At 48.5% G+C, this 17,100-nt stretch carries 9 protein-coding genes, 11 tRNA genes and 2 rRNA genes (1 of these 22 only partly in view); 1 reads left to right on the forward strand and 21 read right to left on the reverse strand.

Translation table 11 applies throughout. The annotated features are described in order from the left end of the window. The first annotated feature begins 14 nt into the window (after positions 1 to 14). Complete coding sequence (locus MKY48_RS29955; RefSeq protein WP_339291808.1) at positions 15 to 1,928, forward strand: hypothetical protein; 1,914 nt, start codon at positions 15 to 17, stop codon at positions 1,926 to 1,928. Between the two features lie 143 nt (positions 1,929 to 2,071). On the opposite strand, the gene MKY48_RS29960 is transcribed toward MKY48_RS29955, so the two are convergent. The 21 genes from MKY48_RS29960 to MKY48_RS30060 form a co-directional block, all read right to left on the reverse strand. Further along, positions 2,072 to 2,917: a DUF2785 domain-containing protein gene (locus MKY48_RS29960; RefSeq protein WP_339268285.1), complete on the reverse strand. Its 846-nt coding sequence runs from the start codon at positions 2,915 to 2,917 to the stop codon at positions 2,072 to 2,074. A gap of 373 nt (positions 2,918 to 3,290) precedes the next feature. After that, the gene (gene glmS / locus MKY48_RS29965) at positions 3,291 to 5,123 is read right to left on the reverse strand and encodes a glutamine--fructose-6-phosphate transaminase (isomerizing) (RefSeq protein WP_339268287.1); all 1,833 of its coding nucleotides are present in this window, start codon (positions 5,121 to 5,123) and stop codon (positions 3,291 to 3,293) included. Positions 5,124 to 5,856: 733 nt separating this feature from the next. Then, the gene (gene glmM / locus MKY48_RS29970) at positions 5,857 to 7,197 is read right to left on the reverse strand and encodes a phosphoglucosamine mutase (RefSeq protein WP_339268288.1); all 1,341 of its coding nucleotides are present in this window, start codon (positions 7,195 to 7,197) and stop codon (positions 5,857 to 5,859) included. A gap of 32 nt (positions 7,198 to 7,229) precedes the next feature. Then, complete coding sequence (locus MKY48_RS29975; RefSeq protein ID WP_339268290.1) at positions 7,230 to 8,708, reverse strand: CdaR family protein; 1,479 nt, start codon at positions 8,706 to 8,708, stop codon at positions 7,230 to 7,232. After that, positions 8,701 to 9,531: a diadenylate cyclase CdaA gene (gene cdaA / locus MKY48_RS29980; protein ID WP_076325276.1), complete on the reverse strand. Its 831-nt coding sequence runs from the start codon at positions 9,529 to 9,531 to the stop codon at positions 8,701 to 8,703. The genes MKY48_RS29975 and cdaA overlap by 8 nt, the downstream gene beginning before the upstream one ends. Positions 9,532 to 9,847: 316 nt before the next feature. After that, complete coding sequence (locus tag MKY48_RS29985) at positions 9,848 to 10,462, reverse strand: zf-HC2 domain-containing protein (protein WP_076325275.1); 615 nt, start codon at positions 10,460 to 10,462, stop codon at positions 9,848 to 9,850. A gap of 221 nt (positions 10,463 to 10,683) precedes the next feature. Continuing rightward, positions 10,684 to 11,253 (reverse strand): RNA polymerase sigma factor SigW, encoded by a 570-nt coding sequence (gene sigW / locus MKY48_RS29990; protein WP_076325274.1) that lies wholly within the window; start codon positions 11,251 to 11,253, stop codon positions 10,684 to 10,686. Positions 11,254 to 11,496: 243 nt separating this feature from the next. Continuing rightward, a complete protein-coding gene (gene ppc / locus MKY48_RS29995) occupies positions 11,497 to 14,283 on the reverse strand; it encodes a phosphoenolpyruvate carboxylase (protein WP_339268293.1) in 2,787 nt (928 codons plus the stop codon). Positions 14,284 to 14,556: 273 nt separating this feature from the next. Then, positions 14,557 to 14,630, reverse strand: a tRNA-Gly gene (locus MKY48_RS30000). 76 nt (positions 14,631 to 14,706) lie between these two features. Beyond that, positions 14,707 to 14,780, reverse strand: a tRNA-Pro gene (locus MKY48_RS30005). A gap of 22 nt (positions 14,781 to 14,802) precedes the next feature. Next, a tRNA-Arg gene (locus MKY48_RS30010) sits at positions 14,803 to 14,879 on the reverse strand. 3 nt (positions 14,880 to 14,882) lie between these two features. After that, positions 14,883 to 14,957: transfer RNA gene (locus MKY48_RS30015), tRNA-Gly, on the reverse strand. A gap of 6 nt (positions 14,958 to 14,963) precedes the next feature. Beyond that, positions 14,964 to 15,047: transfer RNA gene (locus MKY48_RS30020), tRNA-Leu, on the reverse strand. 14 nt (positions 15,048 to 15,061) lie between these two features. Beyond that, positions 15,062 to 15,137: transfer RNA gene (locus MKY48_RS30025), tRNA-Lys, on the reverse strand. 67 nt (positions 15,138 to 15,204) lie between these two features. Beyond that, positions 15,205 to 15,279: transfer RNA gene (locus tag MKY48_RS30030), tRNA-Gln, on the reverse strand. A gap of 52 nt (positions 15,280 to 15,331) precedes the next feature. Further along, positions 15,332 to 15,407, reverse strand: a tRNA-Val gene (locus tag MKY48_RS30035). A 44-nt stretch (positions 15,408 to 15,451) separates the two neighbouring features. Continuing rightward, positions 15,452 to 15,526: transfer RNA gene (locus tag MKY48_RS30040), tRNA-Glu, on the reverse strand. A gap of 37 nt (positions 15,527 to 15,563) precedes the next feature. Next, positions 15,564 to 15,639, reverse strand: a tRNA-Thr gene (locus MKY48_RS30045). 3 nt (positions 15,640 to 15,642) lie between these two features. Continuing rightward, positions 15,643 to 15,718: transfer RNA gene (locus MKY48_RS30050), tRNA-Asn, on the reverse strand. Between the two features lie 9 nt (positions 15,719 to 15,727). Continuing rightward, positions 15,728 to 15,844, reverse strand: a 5S ribosomal RNA gene (gene rrf, locus MKY48_RS30055). 66 nt (positions 15,845 to 15,910) lie between these two features. Then, positions 15,911 to 17,100, reverse strand: a 23S ribosomal RNA gene (locus MKY48_RS30060); it runs 1,738 nt beyond the window's last position.

The following is a 17,100-nucleotide window of genomic DNA, read 5'->3' on the forward strand; positions in this document are numbered from 1 at the left end:
GGGGCTATACCGTTATGACGATGAGAAACACGCTAACCCTGCGTAATTTGTATCTTTTTTTATGTATAGTCCTTCTGCTGCTGATCGGGTATAAGGGAATTCATATCTATCAGAAAATCGAATCGATGGCACAAGCAGAATTATTGTATGCTCAGAAGAAGCTTGTTCAGGCAGAAGAATGGTATCAGAAGGCGCGAAATAACCGTTCCCTTCTATATAAAGAAGAGCTGCTTGCCTCAAGACTGCAAGAGCTTGAACCCATCACTTCTATGAAGCAGAGCCTTTCCTCGCTTGATCATCGATTGAGCCGTGTCGGGGAAGCAGGCGATTTCTCCGGCTTCATGAACGTATATGCTGAATTGCTTGATACAGAACAGAAACTGGCGGGTCAACAAGGAGTTTATGCTTCCTACTACGATGAAATTGCTGCGTTCTACGGAATCCCCGACGATGTGAACCGGATATTCCTGCAGTTCATTGGTTTGTTTAACCGCCGGGCCGATGAGCTGCTTGAAGAGTTGCAGTATGACGACAACAGTTTCAAATGGAATTTGCTCCGCATTCCGGATACATTCTATGGCGGGGAGAAGCAGAAGAATGAGAAGCTGCTCCGTCTGTTCCAGCGTTATGACGAAATGGTCCTGACTCGTCTGGCAGGAGCCGGACAGTATACGGATCTGCTGAATTGGTCACATGCCATGAGTTCCGAGTATGCCAGCCGATCGCTGCCGGCTGCCTGGTTGAATGGCAAGACAGATGAACTTGTGTATACCATGCTGCAAAAGGATGTCCAGCGAGAACGGCCCTCCGATTTTGTTTCGCACGCCATGGGGTATAGAGACTATCTGGACCGAAGCGGTCTGAAGAACGCTACAATCATGGAATATATTCAGAACCAGATAAAGCGGTGGATCGCGACGGCTGATGGAATGGTACAGAGCCAGAACTACGAGGAAGCGGTAGCACTTTATGAAGCGCTGTCGGAGTACCAGGATATGAACGGTAAACTGCAAGCTGCCAAACTGGCCTGGACGATCCACGATCCGATTCGTTTGTTCCAAACGGCTGGTCTGAAAGGCAGCTTCAGCTATGTAAGCGGAGGCGGGAATCGTTTCGGAGGGTTGGCCTATGCCATTGGAGTCGATAAAGGGAATATCATCTATTTAGCGGTCTTAAAGAATGATGAAACGGTGCAATTATTCCAAAACCGTGATTACCCGTCCGATATCGCCATCCAACAGGTTTCAGTCGAGGAATCGCTTAGCACCGCGATGAATCCGGTTATCCTAGTGGAGGGCGACGCGGGGACCGGTCTGATATTGTATTCAGGCTATGAAGCCAGAGATGCCAACCTGACGCCGCTGTTCCAGTTTACGGCCAAAGACTATCAGGTGCAGCCGGATAAGTCTATACTGGTCACCAATCTAGAAGGAGTAAGCCCGGACGAGATCGCCATCTTCGAGCGTCAGGGAGACCAATATGGATTCACAGGGTATCAGGTCCAGTATACCGACATCGATATTGCTAATATCGAGAGATATCCGACTGAGAAGGTACGCTTCTCAGTCCATATCCCGGAAGGTGGCTATGGTGAGGTCTTAGCTGAACGCAATGGATACCATGTCATCTTAAAAGGAGACCTGGATCTCCCTGCTGGGACCGCGATCCTAATCGGAACATTCAGCGGCGAGTATCAGCAGCTGGAGATACCGGGCAGCCAACCACCTGCGGCTCTGGACCCTGCCGAACCGGAGACCCGACAAGTTGGTGGAGATATCATGGATGAAGCCGAGAATCCAAGCGATCCCTCCACTACCGAGGAGATCAATCCGGAGAATGTCCAACAAGATAAAAGCGATAATGGTGACAGCACCGGTTCCGGTCAGCTCACTCAGGTGCCTGTCATTCAGGTGGAATCGATTGAGTAAGTATAACGAAAGGCTACGCCCCTTATCACCAGGGGCGTAGCCTTTCTATTTTTCCGAAATTGTGAATCTGAATCTATTTCGCTGATAGACTGGTTCATTAACACCGAGATCGGAATGGCTTTTGGGACAGCCCCTCTAATCCTTTAACTGATAGAAAACCTGTTCAATTTTGCCTCAGTACCAAGCATGACAGTGTTAAGCTCATTCCCTCGGCTATCTTGTCCCCTTCTGAAATAGAGACTGCGTAAGAAATTCTTGCTGTTCACGCGAGCAATCACCTGACTGCGACTTCTCGGCAAATTGCAGCATTGCGCTAAGCCGCTAATCCAATCACCGATTTCTTGATGTGGAAGTAACTCTTTGTCAATCATCATATCCACGATGTTGACCAACCGCTCATCATCCTCATCGCTAAAAATGTGTCTACCATTATGAAGAATGCCAGAAATAGCAATAAGAACCTCACGCAGCCGTGCGACGTTGCTCTCCTCGCACTGCACCAGCTCGACAAAAACATCCGCACCGTGAGACGCGCCGTGAGCCCAGCCTCCTACTGAAAGGTAACCTCGCAGATCCTTCTCCTCTTTATAATAACGGAGCATGGCATGCATTAATTGCTCAATTTCCGCTTGATTGAAAAATGGATTCTGTCTGTGGCGTTGCACAATCAAAGCGATAGGCAAAGCAGAGAACGTCCTTGTAAAAACGGACTGATCATCCTCGCTGCCAATATTATAGAACAAATGGTTCTCATCAGTCAGAACAGTTAAGAGGCTACGCAATTCCTCTCCACTGAACCTATTCTCCTCCTTAATCCACATATAAAACATCGGATAGATCAGGTTATCCCGTAATTCTGGCTGAGGATCGCCAATATATTGAAGTAACAAAGGCAAAAAATCTTGATGCTGCTCACCTTCGCGTAACTGATACTCATCCTTCTCAATTCTTTGCAAATCCAGCATCAATTTGGCCCTTGTATCGCTCATTTCCCCATCCCTCTCATCATTCGTTCTATTCGGTCGATTGTTTTTCAAATACTCCTAAAACTATTATATTTATAAAGTTTTTGCAATCTTATTTTTACTCCTGTTTCATGAGCTGTAATTAACCTTTGACTCTACTTTAAGTCATCAATAAGTATTATTTCCGATAATATCCAAAGCGAAATCATTTTATCTCTTTTCACTTCACGCCTTACTGCAATACCGGTCCCTCGACCTTGTTTAATCCACTGTTCAATCTCGGATGTTCTTTTTCTTTTCGACATAAAAAAACCCCTTTAGATAATCAAATCTAAAGGGGTAAAACGGTGCATCTTTATCTCAAATCTACATTAAGCTTATTTCCCCGCTCCCTACCTCACTCCACCGTAACACTCTTCGCCAGGTTACGCGGCTTATCCACATCGTTGCCACGGGCAAGCGATGCGTAGTAGGCTAGAAGTTGCAGCGGTACGACAGACAAAGCTGCCGTCAAAATTGGCAAGGTCTTCGGAATGGCGAAGGCTTGATCCACGGATTTCAGCAGGCCGGCCACTTGCTCTTCATGCGTAATGGCCATTACTTCGGCGCCGCGGGCCTTCACTTCCTTGATGTTGCTCACCGTTTTCTCCAGAACTGCTTCCTGGGTTGCCAAGGCAATAACGGGAATTCCCTCTTCAATCAGGGCTAGCGTGCCATGCTTCAGTTCGCCGGCAGCGTAGGCCTCGGAATGAATGTAAGAGATCTCTTTGAGCTTCAGGGAGCCTTCCTGGGCTACGGCGTAGTCTTGACCACGGCCGATGAAGAACAGGTTCTCATGCTCCGCAATTTGCTCGGCATATCCCTTGATCGATTCTGCGTTGGTCAGCATGGACTCTACCTGTTCAGGCAGTGCTTCCATCGCTGCAATCACTTCAGCAACAGCGTCTTCTGTCATCGTATCGCGTACTTGAGCAAGATACAGACCAAACAGATAGAACGCAATCAACTGAGAAGTATAGGCTTTCGTGGATGCTACGGCGATCTCTGGGCCAGCCAGGGTGCCGAGCACATCGTTGGCTTCACGGGCAATCGAGCTGCCCACCACATTCGTGATGGCCAGGACATGAGCGCCATGGCTCTGTGCTTCACGAAGCGCAGCCAGGGTATCTGCTGTCTCACCGGACTGGCTTACAACGATGACAAGAGTCTCGGGTGTAACGATCGGCGAACGGTAACGGTACTCGGATGCTACGTCATTTTCAACCGGAATGCGTACCATCTCTTCGATCACGCTGCGTCCCACAAGTCCGGCATGGTAAGCCGTACCGCAAGCCACAATCTGCACATTGCGAATGTTCCTAATCTGTTCATGTGTCAGTTTCAGCTCAGGCAGAACGACTTTGCGTCCGCTCTCATCCACACGGCCCAGCATCGTATCGCGGTATGCTTTTGGCTGCTCGTGGATCTCCTTCAGCATGAAGTGATCGAATCCGCCTTTTTCCGCTGTAACGGCATCCCAATCGACACGAATCATTTCCCGAGAAATAAAGTTCCCCTCAATGGTCATTAATTCGACAGCATCTGCCGTCAGCAGCGCCATCTCTCCATCGTTGAGAATATAAACGTTACGCGTATATTTCAAAATAGCCGGAATATCAGAACCGATGAAGTTCTCTCCTTCGCCAAGACCGATAATAAGCGGGCTTGCTTGACGCACAGCCACCAATCGATCCGGCTCATACTCAGTCAAGACGCCAAGGGCGAATGCGCCTCTCATGTAAGAGATCGCCTTCTGCACAGCCTTAACGATATCTCCATCATATTCGCGGGCAATGAGATGGGAAATAACTTCCGTATCGGTCTCCGAAGCAAATTGGTGTCCTTGGCTGATCAGCTCTTCCTTCAGCTCTAGATAGTTCTCAACGATCCCGTTGTGAACAACAGAGAACTTCTGGCTTTCGTCCGTATGCGGATGCGAATTCACGTCTGACGGCCGGCCATGCGTAGCCCAGCGGGTATGACCGATGCCTGCAGTTCCCACAAGTGGGGCAGACTCCAGTCTCTCCTCCAGATTGGTCAGACGCCCTTGCGCCTTGGCCACACGCAGACCTTCATTCGTAAAGACGGCAATCCCCGCTGAATCGTATCCGCGATACTCCAGCTTTCTCAATCCCTCGATCAACACCGCTTGCGTTTTCTGATTTCCAATATATCCGACAATACCACACATAGTATGATTCCTCCGTTCGATTTCCCTATAATAGTAGGCGGAAATAGAACACGGCAGCATCTGTGCGGTATCAGGAAAGAAGAATGATCTATTCAATTATCAACGTTCAAAAAATCCAGCATGATATAGGCTGCTCAGTTGAACAGACATGAATGCACTCTTCTTCCACCGCGCTGTCGCATTCTAAATCGCACATTCATGTTTTGTATATTAGTGTGTTAAAAGCACCTGCGGATACGTTGTAAGAACGGTCGCCCATTCCTTTTCCGTGATTCGCTTACGGTTGGTGCATAACCGAGAGGTCCCCGCCGAATAATCCGAACACCTCTACCTCGTCAACTTGCGTTCTGCCGTTTGGTTATCCCTATCGTAGCAATAACCAATCCCCGCGCAGATACAAGCTCTGGCGCTTATGAAGCTTGAAGTAACCTCACAATCCTCGCTTTCTATTCTTGAATGACATCCTTTATTATATTCATGCCTTATCACTTTGGCAACTCAGCTGCTTCTTAGGAGATCCAAGCCCTGCGTATAATTAACCCCATGAATGACATCGAATGACCTATCTTCTCAAGCGATGCTGTAAACCACCCTCTTTGCTGGCAGGACAAGGGGTATTGCGCTTTCATTCGGCTGGCTTCATGAAAAGCAGCAGGCCAGTGAACCGCATCCGCATAGTTCACTGGCCCTGACAAAAATTAGTCTGCTTTCCTTGAAAAATACACCCTTAGTCTTACGCCAATTCCCGTTTCACCACGTCTGCAATCTGCGTTACATAACGGTCGAGCTCTTCTTTGTCTGGGCCTTCCGCCATGACGCGAATGAGGGATTCCGTTCCCGATGGGCGAACCAGGACACGTCCGTTATCACCCAGAATGCCTTCAACTTCAGCAATCGCAGACTCAATAACGGTATTGCCTTGGTATTTGCTCTTATCGCCAACACGAACATTAACCAGCACTTGCGGATACTTGCGCATGCTGCTCTTCAGCTCATGCAGTGCCTTGCCGGAAGCTACCAACGTATCCACCAATTGAATCCCTGTGAGAATTCCATCCCCTGTGGTGTTGTGATCCAGGAAAATCACATGTCCCGATTGCTCTCCACCCAGGTTATATCCGCCACGGCGCATTTCTTCCATGACATAGCGGTCGCCGACTGCGGTTTTGGCCGTTTTCAGCTTCAAGCTGTCACACGCTTTATAGAAACCGATGTTACTCATAACCGTCGAAACGATCGTACCTGCCTTCAGCTTGCCGGCACGGTTCATGGCATCACCGCAAATACACAGAATGAAATCGCCGTCCACTTCCTCGCCTTTTGCGTCAATCGCAATCAGGCGATCCGCATCTCCGTCAAAAGCCAGACCGAGGTCAGCGCCATGCTGGAGTACAGCCTCGACGAGTTTCTCCGGATGAGTCGATCCGCAGTGATCATTGATATTCAGGCCATTCGGCTCAGCGCCGATGGTGATCACATCCGAACCCAATTCACGGAAAAGCTTCGGAGCCAGCTCATAAGCTGCGCCATTTGCGCAATCCAGTACGATTTTCAGACCGTCAAACCGGTTATCGACCGTCGTTTTCAAATATTCCAGGTATTTATATTTAGATTCGTTATCAATCAACAATTCACCTAAATCAGCCCCGATTGGTCGCGGCAGATTATCTGTTTCCGCATCCATCAGCTCTTCAATCTTAAGCTCAGTCTCATCCGACAGCTTGAAGCCGTCTCCACCGAAGAACTTGATACCGTTATCTTGTACCGGGTTATGTGAAGCCGAGATCATAACACCCGCATCAGCCTTCAATAGTCTTGTGATGTACGCCACCGCTGGTGTACTTACGACACCCAGACGAATGACGTGTGCACCGATGGACAGCAGGCCTGCAACCAAAGCCGACTCCAGCATAGCCCCCGATACGCGGGTATCCATACCGATAATGACGGTTGGCTTCTCTTTATCGCCAGTGAGCACATAGCCGCCGCAGCGGCCGATGCTATAAGCCATTTCCGCTGTCAGTTCTTGATTCGCAACTCCTCTTACTCCATCTGTACCAAAATATTTCCCCATGTTTTATATACTCCTTTATCTACTCTTCGTTATTATCCATCATTGGACGTTTCTGATCCCGTTGCTCCATCATTCGATCCGTCTCCGGGCGGATGTGATGGGTTTTCTCCTGATCCGGTGTTATCCGTTTCCTCATGAGTAGGAGGCGTTTCCGGAGTCTCCCCCTGATCAGTGCCTGTTCCTGTTCCTGTTCCGGATCCCGTTCCTGGTGAAACAGGCTTGTCTGTGTCCGTTCCCTCATTCTTCGAGCTGTCCGGCTCCGTTGTCACGGGCTTGGAGTTATCCTTGAGCTCTACCTTAATAACGGGACGTTCCTGATCCGTACGGCTAATAAAATTAGGTAGTGTGATCTGCAGCGGAATTTCGTGAACGCCAGCTTTCATACCAGTTGCATTCGCTTCGGCTCCGATATCTGTAGGTTCCAGACTATTAAGCAAGTCAGGCGCTCCGGTGAGCGTTAAAGATATTGTCTGCGTCTTTGGATCCGTAATAACAGCATCCAGGCCGGAGGCAACCCCTTTTAACGTTATCGGAATACCTGTAATCAACCGTTCACCATGCGATACAGCCGTAACATCCACCGTTACAGAGCTCGGCTCGATTTTCTCAAAACCTTCAGGCGGCGTCAAGTCGGCCGTAAGCACTGTTGTTCCCGAATTTCTAACTTCTCCCAGATTGATCGTAGCTTCGATATAGGTCTTAGCTCCTGCAAGCGCCTCTTTACTGCCAAACAGCTTCACTTCTTTTACCTTCTGCTCCACCTTGGATAGGACAAACCCTTCTGGCAGCCGTCCCGTGTATTGAAGCTCCAGCGGTAGGGTGACAAATGCAGGCTCAATCGGCACTTCAGCTGCTACTGTAGCAGGCTCAATGACAGCGTCTTCCATGGCGTTGCCTTCTTTATCATATGCTGTAAGTTTGACTCGTTTCTCCGTAATCTTCTCTTTGGCACCATCAAGCTCCACATTACCTTTGACCTGCCCCAGATTCGCCATTGACGATTCAGGCAGGGTAACCGTGACTTGCCTTGGGTCAATCAGCACGGGTGTTCCGGCACGGTAATCTTTAGCAGGCTCGCCTTTGGTTCCAATACTTACCGTCACGGATTTCGACACTCTCGGTTCAACCGTCACCGTAACCGCAGATGGCTCCATCGATACCATCTCCACGCCACTCGGGATGGAGTAGGTTAGCGGAAGTGTGTGTGTACCCGGTTCTCTGACTTTGCTCAAATCAAGCTTCACCTTATAGTCGTCGGTCAAAAGCGAGATATTGGATTTCTTTCCCCGAACTTCGAGATTTACGCGGTCCTTATCAATACCCGTTAACGCATATTCGCTGTCATCAAATCCATAAGTCTGAATCTTAACGCCTGCAATGACTTTGGTATCATAAAAAGTGGTTGGCGGGGCAGGCGCTCCGCTGTCCATATGAACCATCGCCCACAATAAAATACTGACAGCGAGTGCAATGAGCTTGCTTGCCGTGTTGTTCTTGATCCATTTATCCATTGCTGCCGTCCCCCTTCCGTTTCCAGAAGAACGTGCGTTTCTCCTTGATGGACGCGGCAGGCCTGAGCTCCTCATACAATTTGGAGATGAGAGACTCTTCCTTAATATCTCGAACCACTTGTCCATTCAGGGCCAGCGATACTTGCCCAGTCTCCTCGGATACGACAACTGAAATCGCATCCCCCACCTCACTGATTCCGATAGCGGCACGGTGTCTTGTTCCCAGTTCCTTACTGATAAAAGGGTTCTCTGATAGCGGCAAATAACAGCCGGCAGCTGCAATTTGAGCGTTCTGAATAATGACAGCTCCGTCATGGAGCGGTGTGTTCGGTATAAAAATATTAATAAACAATTCCGAGCTGATCACTGATCTCATCGGAATTCCTGATTCTACATACTCATTCAGTCCCGTCGTCCGCTCAAAGACAATCAGAGCCCCTATTTTGCGCCGCGATAAATAATTAACCGCCTTAATGGTTTCGCTAATTAACTTATTGGTCTCCTCGTCAATATCCGATGTCCGCCCAAACAGCTTACCTCGTCCGAGCTGCTCCAGACCACGTCTGAGCTCCGGCTGGAAGATGATAAAGACCGCCAACACCCCGAATGTAAAAATCTGATTCATCAGCCACTTTAGCGTGTACAGATCAAACCAGGTGCTAAGCGCCCAGATGACCACCAGCACCAAAATCCCTTTGAGGAGTTGGACCGCCCGCGTACCGCGGACGAGCAGTATCATCTGGTATATTATATAAGTAACGATAAGGATATCGATGATATCTTTAATGGTTTCACCCCAGGTCATATCTGTGAAATACTCCATACAGCAACCCCCGTCATTTCCTTTAAGTGCGGGCCCAAAAAATCCGGTTCCTCGAAAATGAACGCTTAACGATTCGACTACCGAACCAGCTCTTCATTTTCCTTCTGATCACACGGGAACTTTTTGAACTTCCTTTTTAATAACGCATGCGACTCATATATGTAGTATGTGCTCTACACTCTCTAGGTTATAACGTTAATCTTTCCGATGCAAGCGGACGCTCTCTGCTTTCCATGAAAAAGATCATAAATCAACAAAAGAAGCGCCATCTTTTCACTGAAAAGAGGCGCTTTTATCAGTAGGCTTCAGGTTTCACCTAGCGGTAAGCGGCATCTGTAAACAGAGTGGAGATCTTGTACCATATCCAATCCATCGCCCGATCTATGTCCTTCACTTGACCTGCTATATGTGAGGTGGAAGCCTGAAATAATTCTCCGTCAATGACGGTCACATTGCCATTCACTTGACCGTAGACCTTAGTCTTTCCATTCTCGACTGTAATATCTCCCGTGATGATTTGATCCGGAGGAATAATGACGGTATCTCCTTCAATCACCAGCTTTTCGAATTCATCACTCTTTACAACCAGCTGAGTATCCTGACTCCAGAAACTGATTGTGCTAAAGAGCATGACAACCAAAAACAAAGCTGCAGCCGTGAGCGCAGGATGATTCCTAACCCATTTGACCCAAGCCTTTTGTCTCTTGGGCTGCGGCAGCATACCCATTATACGTTCCGTTAAATCATCAGATGGCTTGGTCGCATGATGAGTTAAGGAATAAAGAAGCATATCGGTATGCTCCAGCTTCTCGAAGTAATTCCGACAGTCAGCACAATCCAGCAAATGCTTCTGCAATTCCAGCTGTTGTGGGTCGGACAAGTCATTATCCAGATAATCATGCATCAAAGAGACGGCTAATTTGCAATCCATTTGTGAGCCAATCCTTTCATTCAATCTCTTTGCTGGGTCTATTCCCACGTAGGGGCATAAGACTTGCTTATTGTTCATACGTGCCGGAATCGGGGATGTTTCAACTTTTTTTAAAGAAAATCAGAAAAAAACTGCGGATACCGACTTTTTGGCATCGCAAGAAAAAAGCGCCCTTAAACGCGGTCTCTCTTCCTCAAAGAACGGCGATAGGCGTTTTTTTCTCACAATTTGTACTCTAATTTTTTACGCAAAAATTCGCGTCCACGATGTACTCGCGTTTTGATCGTTGTTACAGGCAAGTCCAAAATCTCGCTGATCTCCTGCAGGGATAAATCCTGGATGTACCTTAGAATCATGATTGTCTTGTACTTGGCAGGAAGTCCGTCAATCGCCGTATGAATGATGCGCTGTGTCTCGGATAGCAGCATTTCACTCTCAGGTGTACGGTTATCGCTCGGGATCAGGGAGTAGCCGTCCATGCCTTCGCTTTCATTCAGGTCGGCGTCCAGCGAGAAAGACGGCTTGCGTTTGCGCAGCCGATCAATGCTAAGATTTGTACCAATTCGGTATATCCAAGTGGAGAACTTCTGATTCTCGTCGTATCGATCAAGGTTTTTATATACACGCAAAAAAGTCTCTTGTACGACATCCTCCGCCTCATGACGGTTACTGAGCATCCGGTAAGCCAAATGAAAAATCTTATCTTTATAAAGTTCTACGATTTCAGCAAAAGCTCTTTGGTCCCCTTTTCGGGCCAGCTTCGCCAGTCTTACATCCAAATTGTCCACCATAATTCCCCCAGAATGGTCTGATGGGTAACGTCTAAAAAAGCATCATTCAAATCGTAATTCAACTGTTTCTAAAAATCAACAATAATTCAAAAAGAATCCCTTTTCCCTATCAAAGACCATTACGTTGCAGCCGATACTCTAATCATCAGAGGTTATGCTGCTCATTGATGAAAAAAACGAGGCTCCTTTAGGGAACCTCGCCTTATACTATCCCTTTCAAACAGCTTTGTTATCCTGCAAGGATCAACCTGTATTACGAAGCCCTGCCGCAATACCGTTGATGGTCAGCAGCACTTCCCGAAGCAGATCCGGATCGTCCTGCTCCTGCTCCCTCAGTTCGCGCAGCTCGTTAAGCAGTTGGACTTGCAAATAACTGAGCGGATCCACGTAAGGGTTACGGAGTCGAATCGATTCCTGTAGGACTGGCTGGTTATCCAGAATATCCTGCTGTCCCGTAATCTTAAGAACAAGCTCTTTCGTCAGGTTGAATTCTTCCTGAATCAGACCGAAGATACGTTCGCGGGCTTGATCATCCTTCGTCATCAAAGAATACTCTTTGGCGATGATCAGATCAGCCTTGGCAAGAGCCATCTGAAGGGTATCGATCAGCGACGTAAAGAACGGATAGCTCGTGTACATCTTCTGAAGCACCTTCATATTCTCTTCCTTGCCCTGGTAGAAGCTCTGTAAGCCCGTACCAGCCGCGTACCATGCAGGAAGCAGGTAACGGCTCTGAGTCCACGCAAACACCCAAGGGATGGCTCTGAGGTCCTCAAAACGGTCACTGTTCTTACGCTTGGATGGTCGGGAGCCAATATTCAGCTCTCCCACCTCAGGAAGCGGCGTGGATTCCTTGAAGAAGCTCAGGAAATCCGGATCACGGAAGATCAGATCCTGATATTTTTTCTGTGAAGCGGCCGAGATCCTCGAGGAAATCTCTTCCCACTCTTTTTCAGTCGATTCTTTTTCAGGGTAACGGGCATTAAGAGAAGCCGTTATAAGTGCTGAAGTCGCCTGGTCCAAACTGCGGTAGGCGATTCCCTTCAAGGAGTAACGGGAAGAAATAACTTCGCCTTGCTCCGTGATTTTGATGCCGCCCGCAATGGTTGATGCCGGTTGAGCCAAAATGCTGCGGTTCAGAGGCATACCACCGCGCCCAAGCGATCCGCCGCGTCCATGGAAGTATTTCACCTTGATGCCATACTCATTGGCTGCAGTCGTAATATCTTTGAGCGCTACCTGGAGCTCCCAGTTCGCTGTAATGGCTCCGCCGTCCTTATTGCTGTCAGAGTAACCCAGCATAATTTCCTGAAGCTCATTCATGGCGCTAACCGCTTCCCGGTAGATCGGCAGGCTGAAGAGCTTACGCATAATATCAGGTGCGGCATGCAGGTCCTCGATCGTCTCAAACAATGGCGCAGCCTGCAAAGTAGCTATTACAGAACCGTCATTGTCCTTGCGGAAAAGTCCGACTTCTTTGGCAAATACCATCACTTCCAGAATGTCGCTTGCGCCCTCGGACATACTGATCAAATAACTTGAAATACATTTCACGCCGAACTCCTGCTGCGCACGGAATACGGTACGGTATACTTCAAGGCATTCTTCGGTGCTGTCGCTGTACTCTTGATAAGGCGTAGTCAACGGACGAGGATCGTTAAGCAAGTTATTAAGCAGCTCGATCTTCTCATCTTCACTTAATTGGGCATAATCCTGAGTCACGTTCATTTTACGAAGAATTTCGGCCATGGCATTTTCATGCTCTTGGCTATGCTGTCTGATATCCAGCGTTGCTGTATGGAAACCAAACAACTCCGCCTGACGAATCAGTTTTTGAATATACGTGTCTGCAACATAGTCAGCAAAATGGAAACGCAAGCTTCGATCAATGATATTCAAGTCTTCGATAAATTCCTCAGGGGACTGATAACGCTCGCCACCAGTCATGTTCTCATCAAGAATATGACTCATTTTAGCCAACATATATACCAGTTTTACACGATAAGGCTCTTTCTCATTGTGCCAAATTTCCATCTTCTTCAGTGTTACATGCTCGCGGTCTTTTTCAATGGATTGAAGCAATTCATCCGAAACGCTCACGATCGATGAGCTGAAGCTGAGGTATTTCATGAATTCACGCAAAATCCGCTGGTATTCACGAATCGCTAGCTTCCGCTGCATTTCAAGCGTTCTCCATGTTACGTCCGCCGTCACTGAAGGATTTCCGTCCCGATCGCCACCGATCCACGAACCGAAACGCAAATAGGTTGGAACGTGCCAATGGTGACCCGGATAATATTTACTTAGGCAGCGCTCCAGTTCTTGATAAACCTCTGGCAGAATGTGAAACAGGGTCTCGTGAAAATAATACATACCGTTTCTAACCTCATCAAGAACCGTCGGCTTACGGTCACGAAGCTCGTCGGTTTGCCACAGCGTAATCACTTCATTCAGTAGTTTCTCCCGAAGCTGCTCTCGTTCGCGGAATGTCAGTGTCGGGTTGTCCAGTTGCATCACATCGTCCGCTATCCGTTTATGAATATCCAGAATAGCCCGACGCATCGCTTCTGTTGGATGAGCTGTCATTACCAGCTCAAGGGATAGACTTTCGAGAATTTCTTGAACTTCTTCAAACGTAATATTGCGCTCTTTCAAATCCTGGACCGCACTTTCAATGGAACCTGGTTGAACACTCTCCCCGGCGGAACGCTCGTAATCGCGTTTGCGACGAATGCGATGATTCTGTTCCGCGATATTAACCAATTGAAAATAAATGGCAAACGCGCGAATCACCTGATGGCGAATGTCGGGCTCCAATGTGCTGATGATCCTTTTGAAATCTGCAAACAATTCTGGCAGGAATACGGATCGCAACGATTTACTCGTTTCACGAATTTTCTCAACTATATCTAAAAGCTCATTGCCACCTTGGTGGACCAGAACTTCTCCAAGAATATTGCCAAGGAACCGTACATCCCGCCGCAGCAGATTGTTGGAATTGCTCTTTGCGGTTACTGTAAGTTCAGTCATGCTACTCCTCCCATCTCAACCCGTTTCAGCAGTTTGTCTATAGGACGTAACGCCTTCCTAACATCATACAATAAAAGCGCATGAAAATCTGCATTTTCCAGGCGAAAAAATTAGCCAAATCGACAAAACTAATGATATTGATATACCCATATACCATGGACATTAGTCCTATAAACCTTGACCCAACTATGTTCTTTAGCACATTAACACTTCGCAGGAGAGTCGTATGAATATGTAAAAAAACATCACACACGGTGATGTCCTGCTTATGTATGGAGCGGGTGATGGGAATCGAACCCACGCTACCAGCTTGGAAGGCTGGAGTTCTACCATTGAACTACACCCGCATATGAACCCACAAAAGTGACGCTATGCTTTGGAGCATATTCCGATTACTTTTGTGGAGCCCTACTCTTAAACAAATCGGGATGACACGATTTGAACATGCGACCCCCTGGTCCCAAACCAGGTGCTCTACCAAGCTGAGCTACATCCCGATATTAATCTTTTTTTGAAAAATGGCACGCCCTGAGAGATTCGAACTCCCGACCTTTTGATTCGTAGTCAAACGCTCTATCCAGCTGAGCTAAGGGCGCAAATGGAGCGGACGACGGGAATCGAACCCGCGACCCTCGCCTTGGCAAGGCGATGCTCTACCGCTGAGCCACGTCCGCAAATAATGGTGCGCGTGGAGGGACTTGAACCCCCACGTCAAAGACGCTAGATCCTAAGTCTAGTGCGTCTGCCAATTCCGCCACACGCGCACAAGATGAAACAATGGTGAGCCATGAAGGACTCGAACCTTCGACACCCTGATTAAAAGTCAGGTGCTCTACCAACTGAGCTAATGGCTCGCATTTCAGGCCTCCGAAAAGTATTCGGAATCACCTTCAAAGCTTAACTTCACTTTTTAGGATGAAGTGGCTGGGGATATAGGATTCGAACCTATGCATGACGGAGTCAAAGTCCGTTGCCTTACCGCTTGGCTAATCCCCAAAATCGATGAGTACTTTTATCTTGCCGATTCTCGTTAGAATCATGCATTAAATGGTGGAGGCTGAGGGGATCGAACCCCCGACCCTCTGCTTGTAAGGCAGATGCTCTCCCAGCTGAGCTAAGCCTCCGTATAAACTCACGGGATTCTCATCCCCTGATGCTTTAAATATAGTGGTGACCCGTAGGGGATTCGAACCCCTGTTACCTCCGTGAAAGGGAGGTGTCTTAACCCCTTGACCAACGGGCCACAATTTCATGATACATGTCCAATTCAAAAGCGAATCTGGAGCTTCCAACCGGGATCGAACCGGTGACCTCATCCTTACCATGGATGCACTCTACCTACTGAGCTATGGAAGCAAGTGGCTCCCCGAACAGGACTCGAACCTGTGACAACTCGATTAACAGTCGAGTGCTCTACCAACTGAGCTATCAGGGAATATGTACCGCTTGGCGACGTCCTACTCTCCCGGGACCCTTCGGTCCAAGTACCATCGGCGCTGGAAGGCTTAACGGTCGTGTTCGGTATGGGAACGCGTGGAACCCTTCCGCCATCGCCACCAAACGGTTCAGATGCTTGATCACCTGAAAACTAGATACGAAACGAATTTGCAGCACATTGAAATAGTTTTTGGATAAGCCCTCGACCGATTAGTATTGGTCAGCTCCATGCATTGCTGCACTTCCACCTCCAACCTATCTACCTCGTGGTCTTCAAGGGGTCTTACGAATTGGGAAATCTCATCTTGAGGGGGGCTTCACGCTTAGATGCTTTCAGCGCTTATCCCTTCCGTACGTAGCTACCCAGCCATGCTCCTGGCGGAACAACTGGTGCACCAGCGGTACGTCCATCCCGGTCCTCTCGTACTAAGGACAGCTCCTCTCAAATTTCCTACGCCCACGACAGATAGGGACCGAACTGTCTCACGACGTTCTGAACCCAGCTCGCGTACCGCTTTAATGGGCGAACAGCCCAACCCTTGGGACCTACTTCAGCCCCAGGATGCGATGAGCCGACATCGAGGTGCCAAACCTCCCCGTCGATGTGGACTCTTGGGGGAGATAAGCCTGTTATCCCCAGGGTAGCTTTTATCCGTTGAGCGATGGCCCTTCCATGCGGTACCACCGGATCACTAAGCCCGACTTTCGTCCCTGCTCGACTTGTAGGTCTCGCAGTCAAGCTCCCTTATGCCTTTGCACTCTTCGAATGATTTCCAACCATTCTGAGGGAACCTTGGGGCGCCTCCGTTACTCTTTAGGAGGCGACCGCCCCAGTCAAACTGCCCGCCTGACACTGTCCCCGTACCGGATTACGGTACCAGGTTAGAACCTAGATACGATCAGGGTGGTATCCCAACGTCGCCTCCACACAAGCTGGCGCTCATGCTTCAAAGGCTCCCACCTATCCTGTACAGATCGTACCCAAATCCAATATCAAGCTGCAGTAAAGCTCCATGGGGTCTTTCCGTCTTGTCGCGGGTAACCTGCATCTTCACAGGTATTAAAATTTCACCGGATCTCTCGTTGAGACAGCGCCCAAGTCGTTACGCCATTCGTGCGGGTCAGAATTTACCTGACAAGGAATTTCGCTACCTTAGGACCGTTATAGTTACGGCCGCCGTTTACTGGGGCTTCGGTTCACAGCTTCGGGATTACTCCCTAACCGCTCCCCTTAACCTTCCAGCACCGGGCAGGCGTCAGCCCGTATACTTCGCCTTACGGCTTCGCACAGACCTGTGTTTTTGCTAAACAGTCGCTTGGGCCTTTTCACTGCGGCCCCCTCGGGCTATTCACCCTACCGAGGCACCCCTTCTCCCGAAG

This window comes from Paenibacillus sp. FSL W8-0187 (genome assembly GCF_037969755.1).
GTDB lineage: Bacteria > Bacillota > Bacilli > Paenibacillales > Paenibacillaceae > Paenibacillus_AQ.

Excerpts from the sequence above, each read along its gene's own strand:
- MKY48_RS29955 (WP_339291808.1), top strand. The coding sequence starts at position 15 with ATGACGATGAGAAACACGCTAACCCTGCGTAATTTGTATCTTTTTTTA.
- MKY48_RS29960 (WP_339268285.1), bottom strand. The coding sequence starts at position 2,917 with ATGAGCGATACAAGGGCCAAATTGATGCTGGATTTGCAAAGAATTGAG.
- glmS (WP_339268287.1), bottom strand. The coding sequence starts at position 5,123 with ATGTGTGGTATTGTCGGATATATTGGAAATCAGAAAACGCAAGCGGTG.
- glmM (WP_339268288.1), bottom strand. The coding sequence starts at position 7,197 with ATGGGGAAATATTTTGGTACAGATGGAGTAAGAGGAGTTGCGAATCAA.
- MKY48_RS29975 (WP_339268290.1), bottom strand. The coding sequence starts at position 8,708 with ATGGATAAATGGATCAAGAACAACACGGCAAGCAAGCTCATTGCACTC.
- cdaA (WP_076325276.1), bottom strand. The coding sequence starts at position 9,531 with ATGGAGTATTTCACAGATATGACCTGGGGTGAAACCATTAAAGATATC.
- MKY48_RS29985 (WP_076325275.1), bottom strand. The coding sequence starts at position 10,462 with ATGGATTGCAAATTAGCCGTCTCTTTGATGCATGATTATCTGGATAAT.
- sigW (WP_076325274.1), bottom strand. The coding sequence starts at position 11,253 with ATGGTGGACAATTTGGATGTAAGACTGGCGAAGCTGGCCCGAAAAGGG.
- ppc (WP_339268293.1), bottom strand. The coding sequence starts at position 14,283 with ATGACTGAACTTACAGTAACCGCAAAGAGCAATTCCAACAATCTGCTG.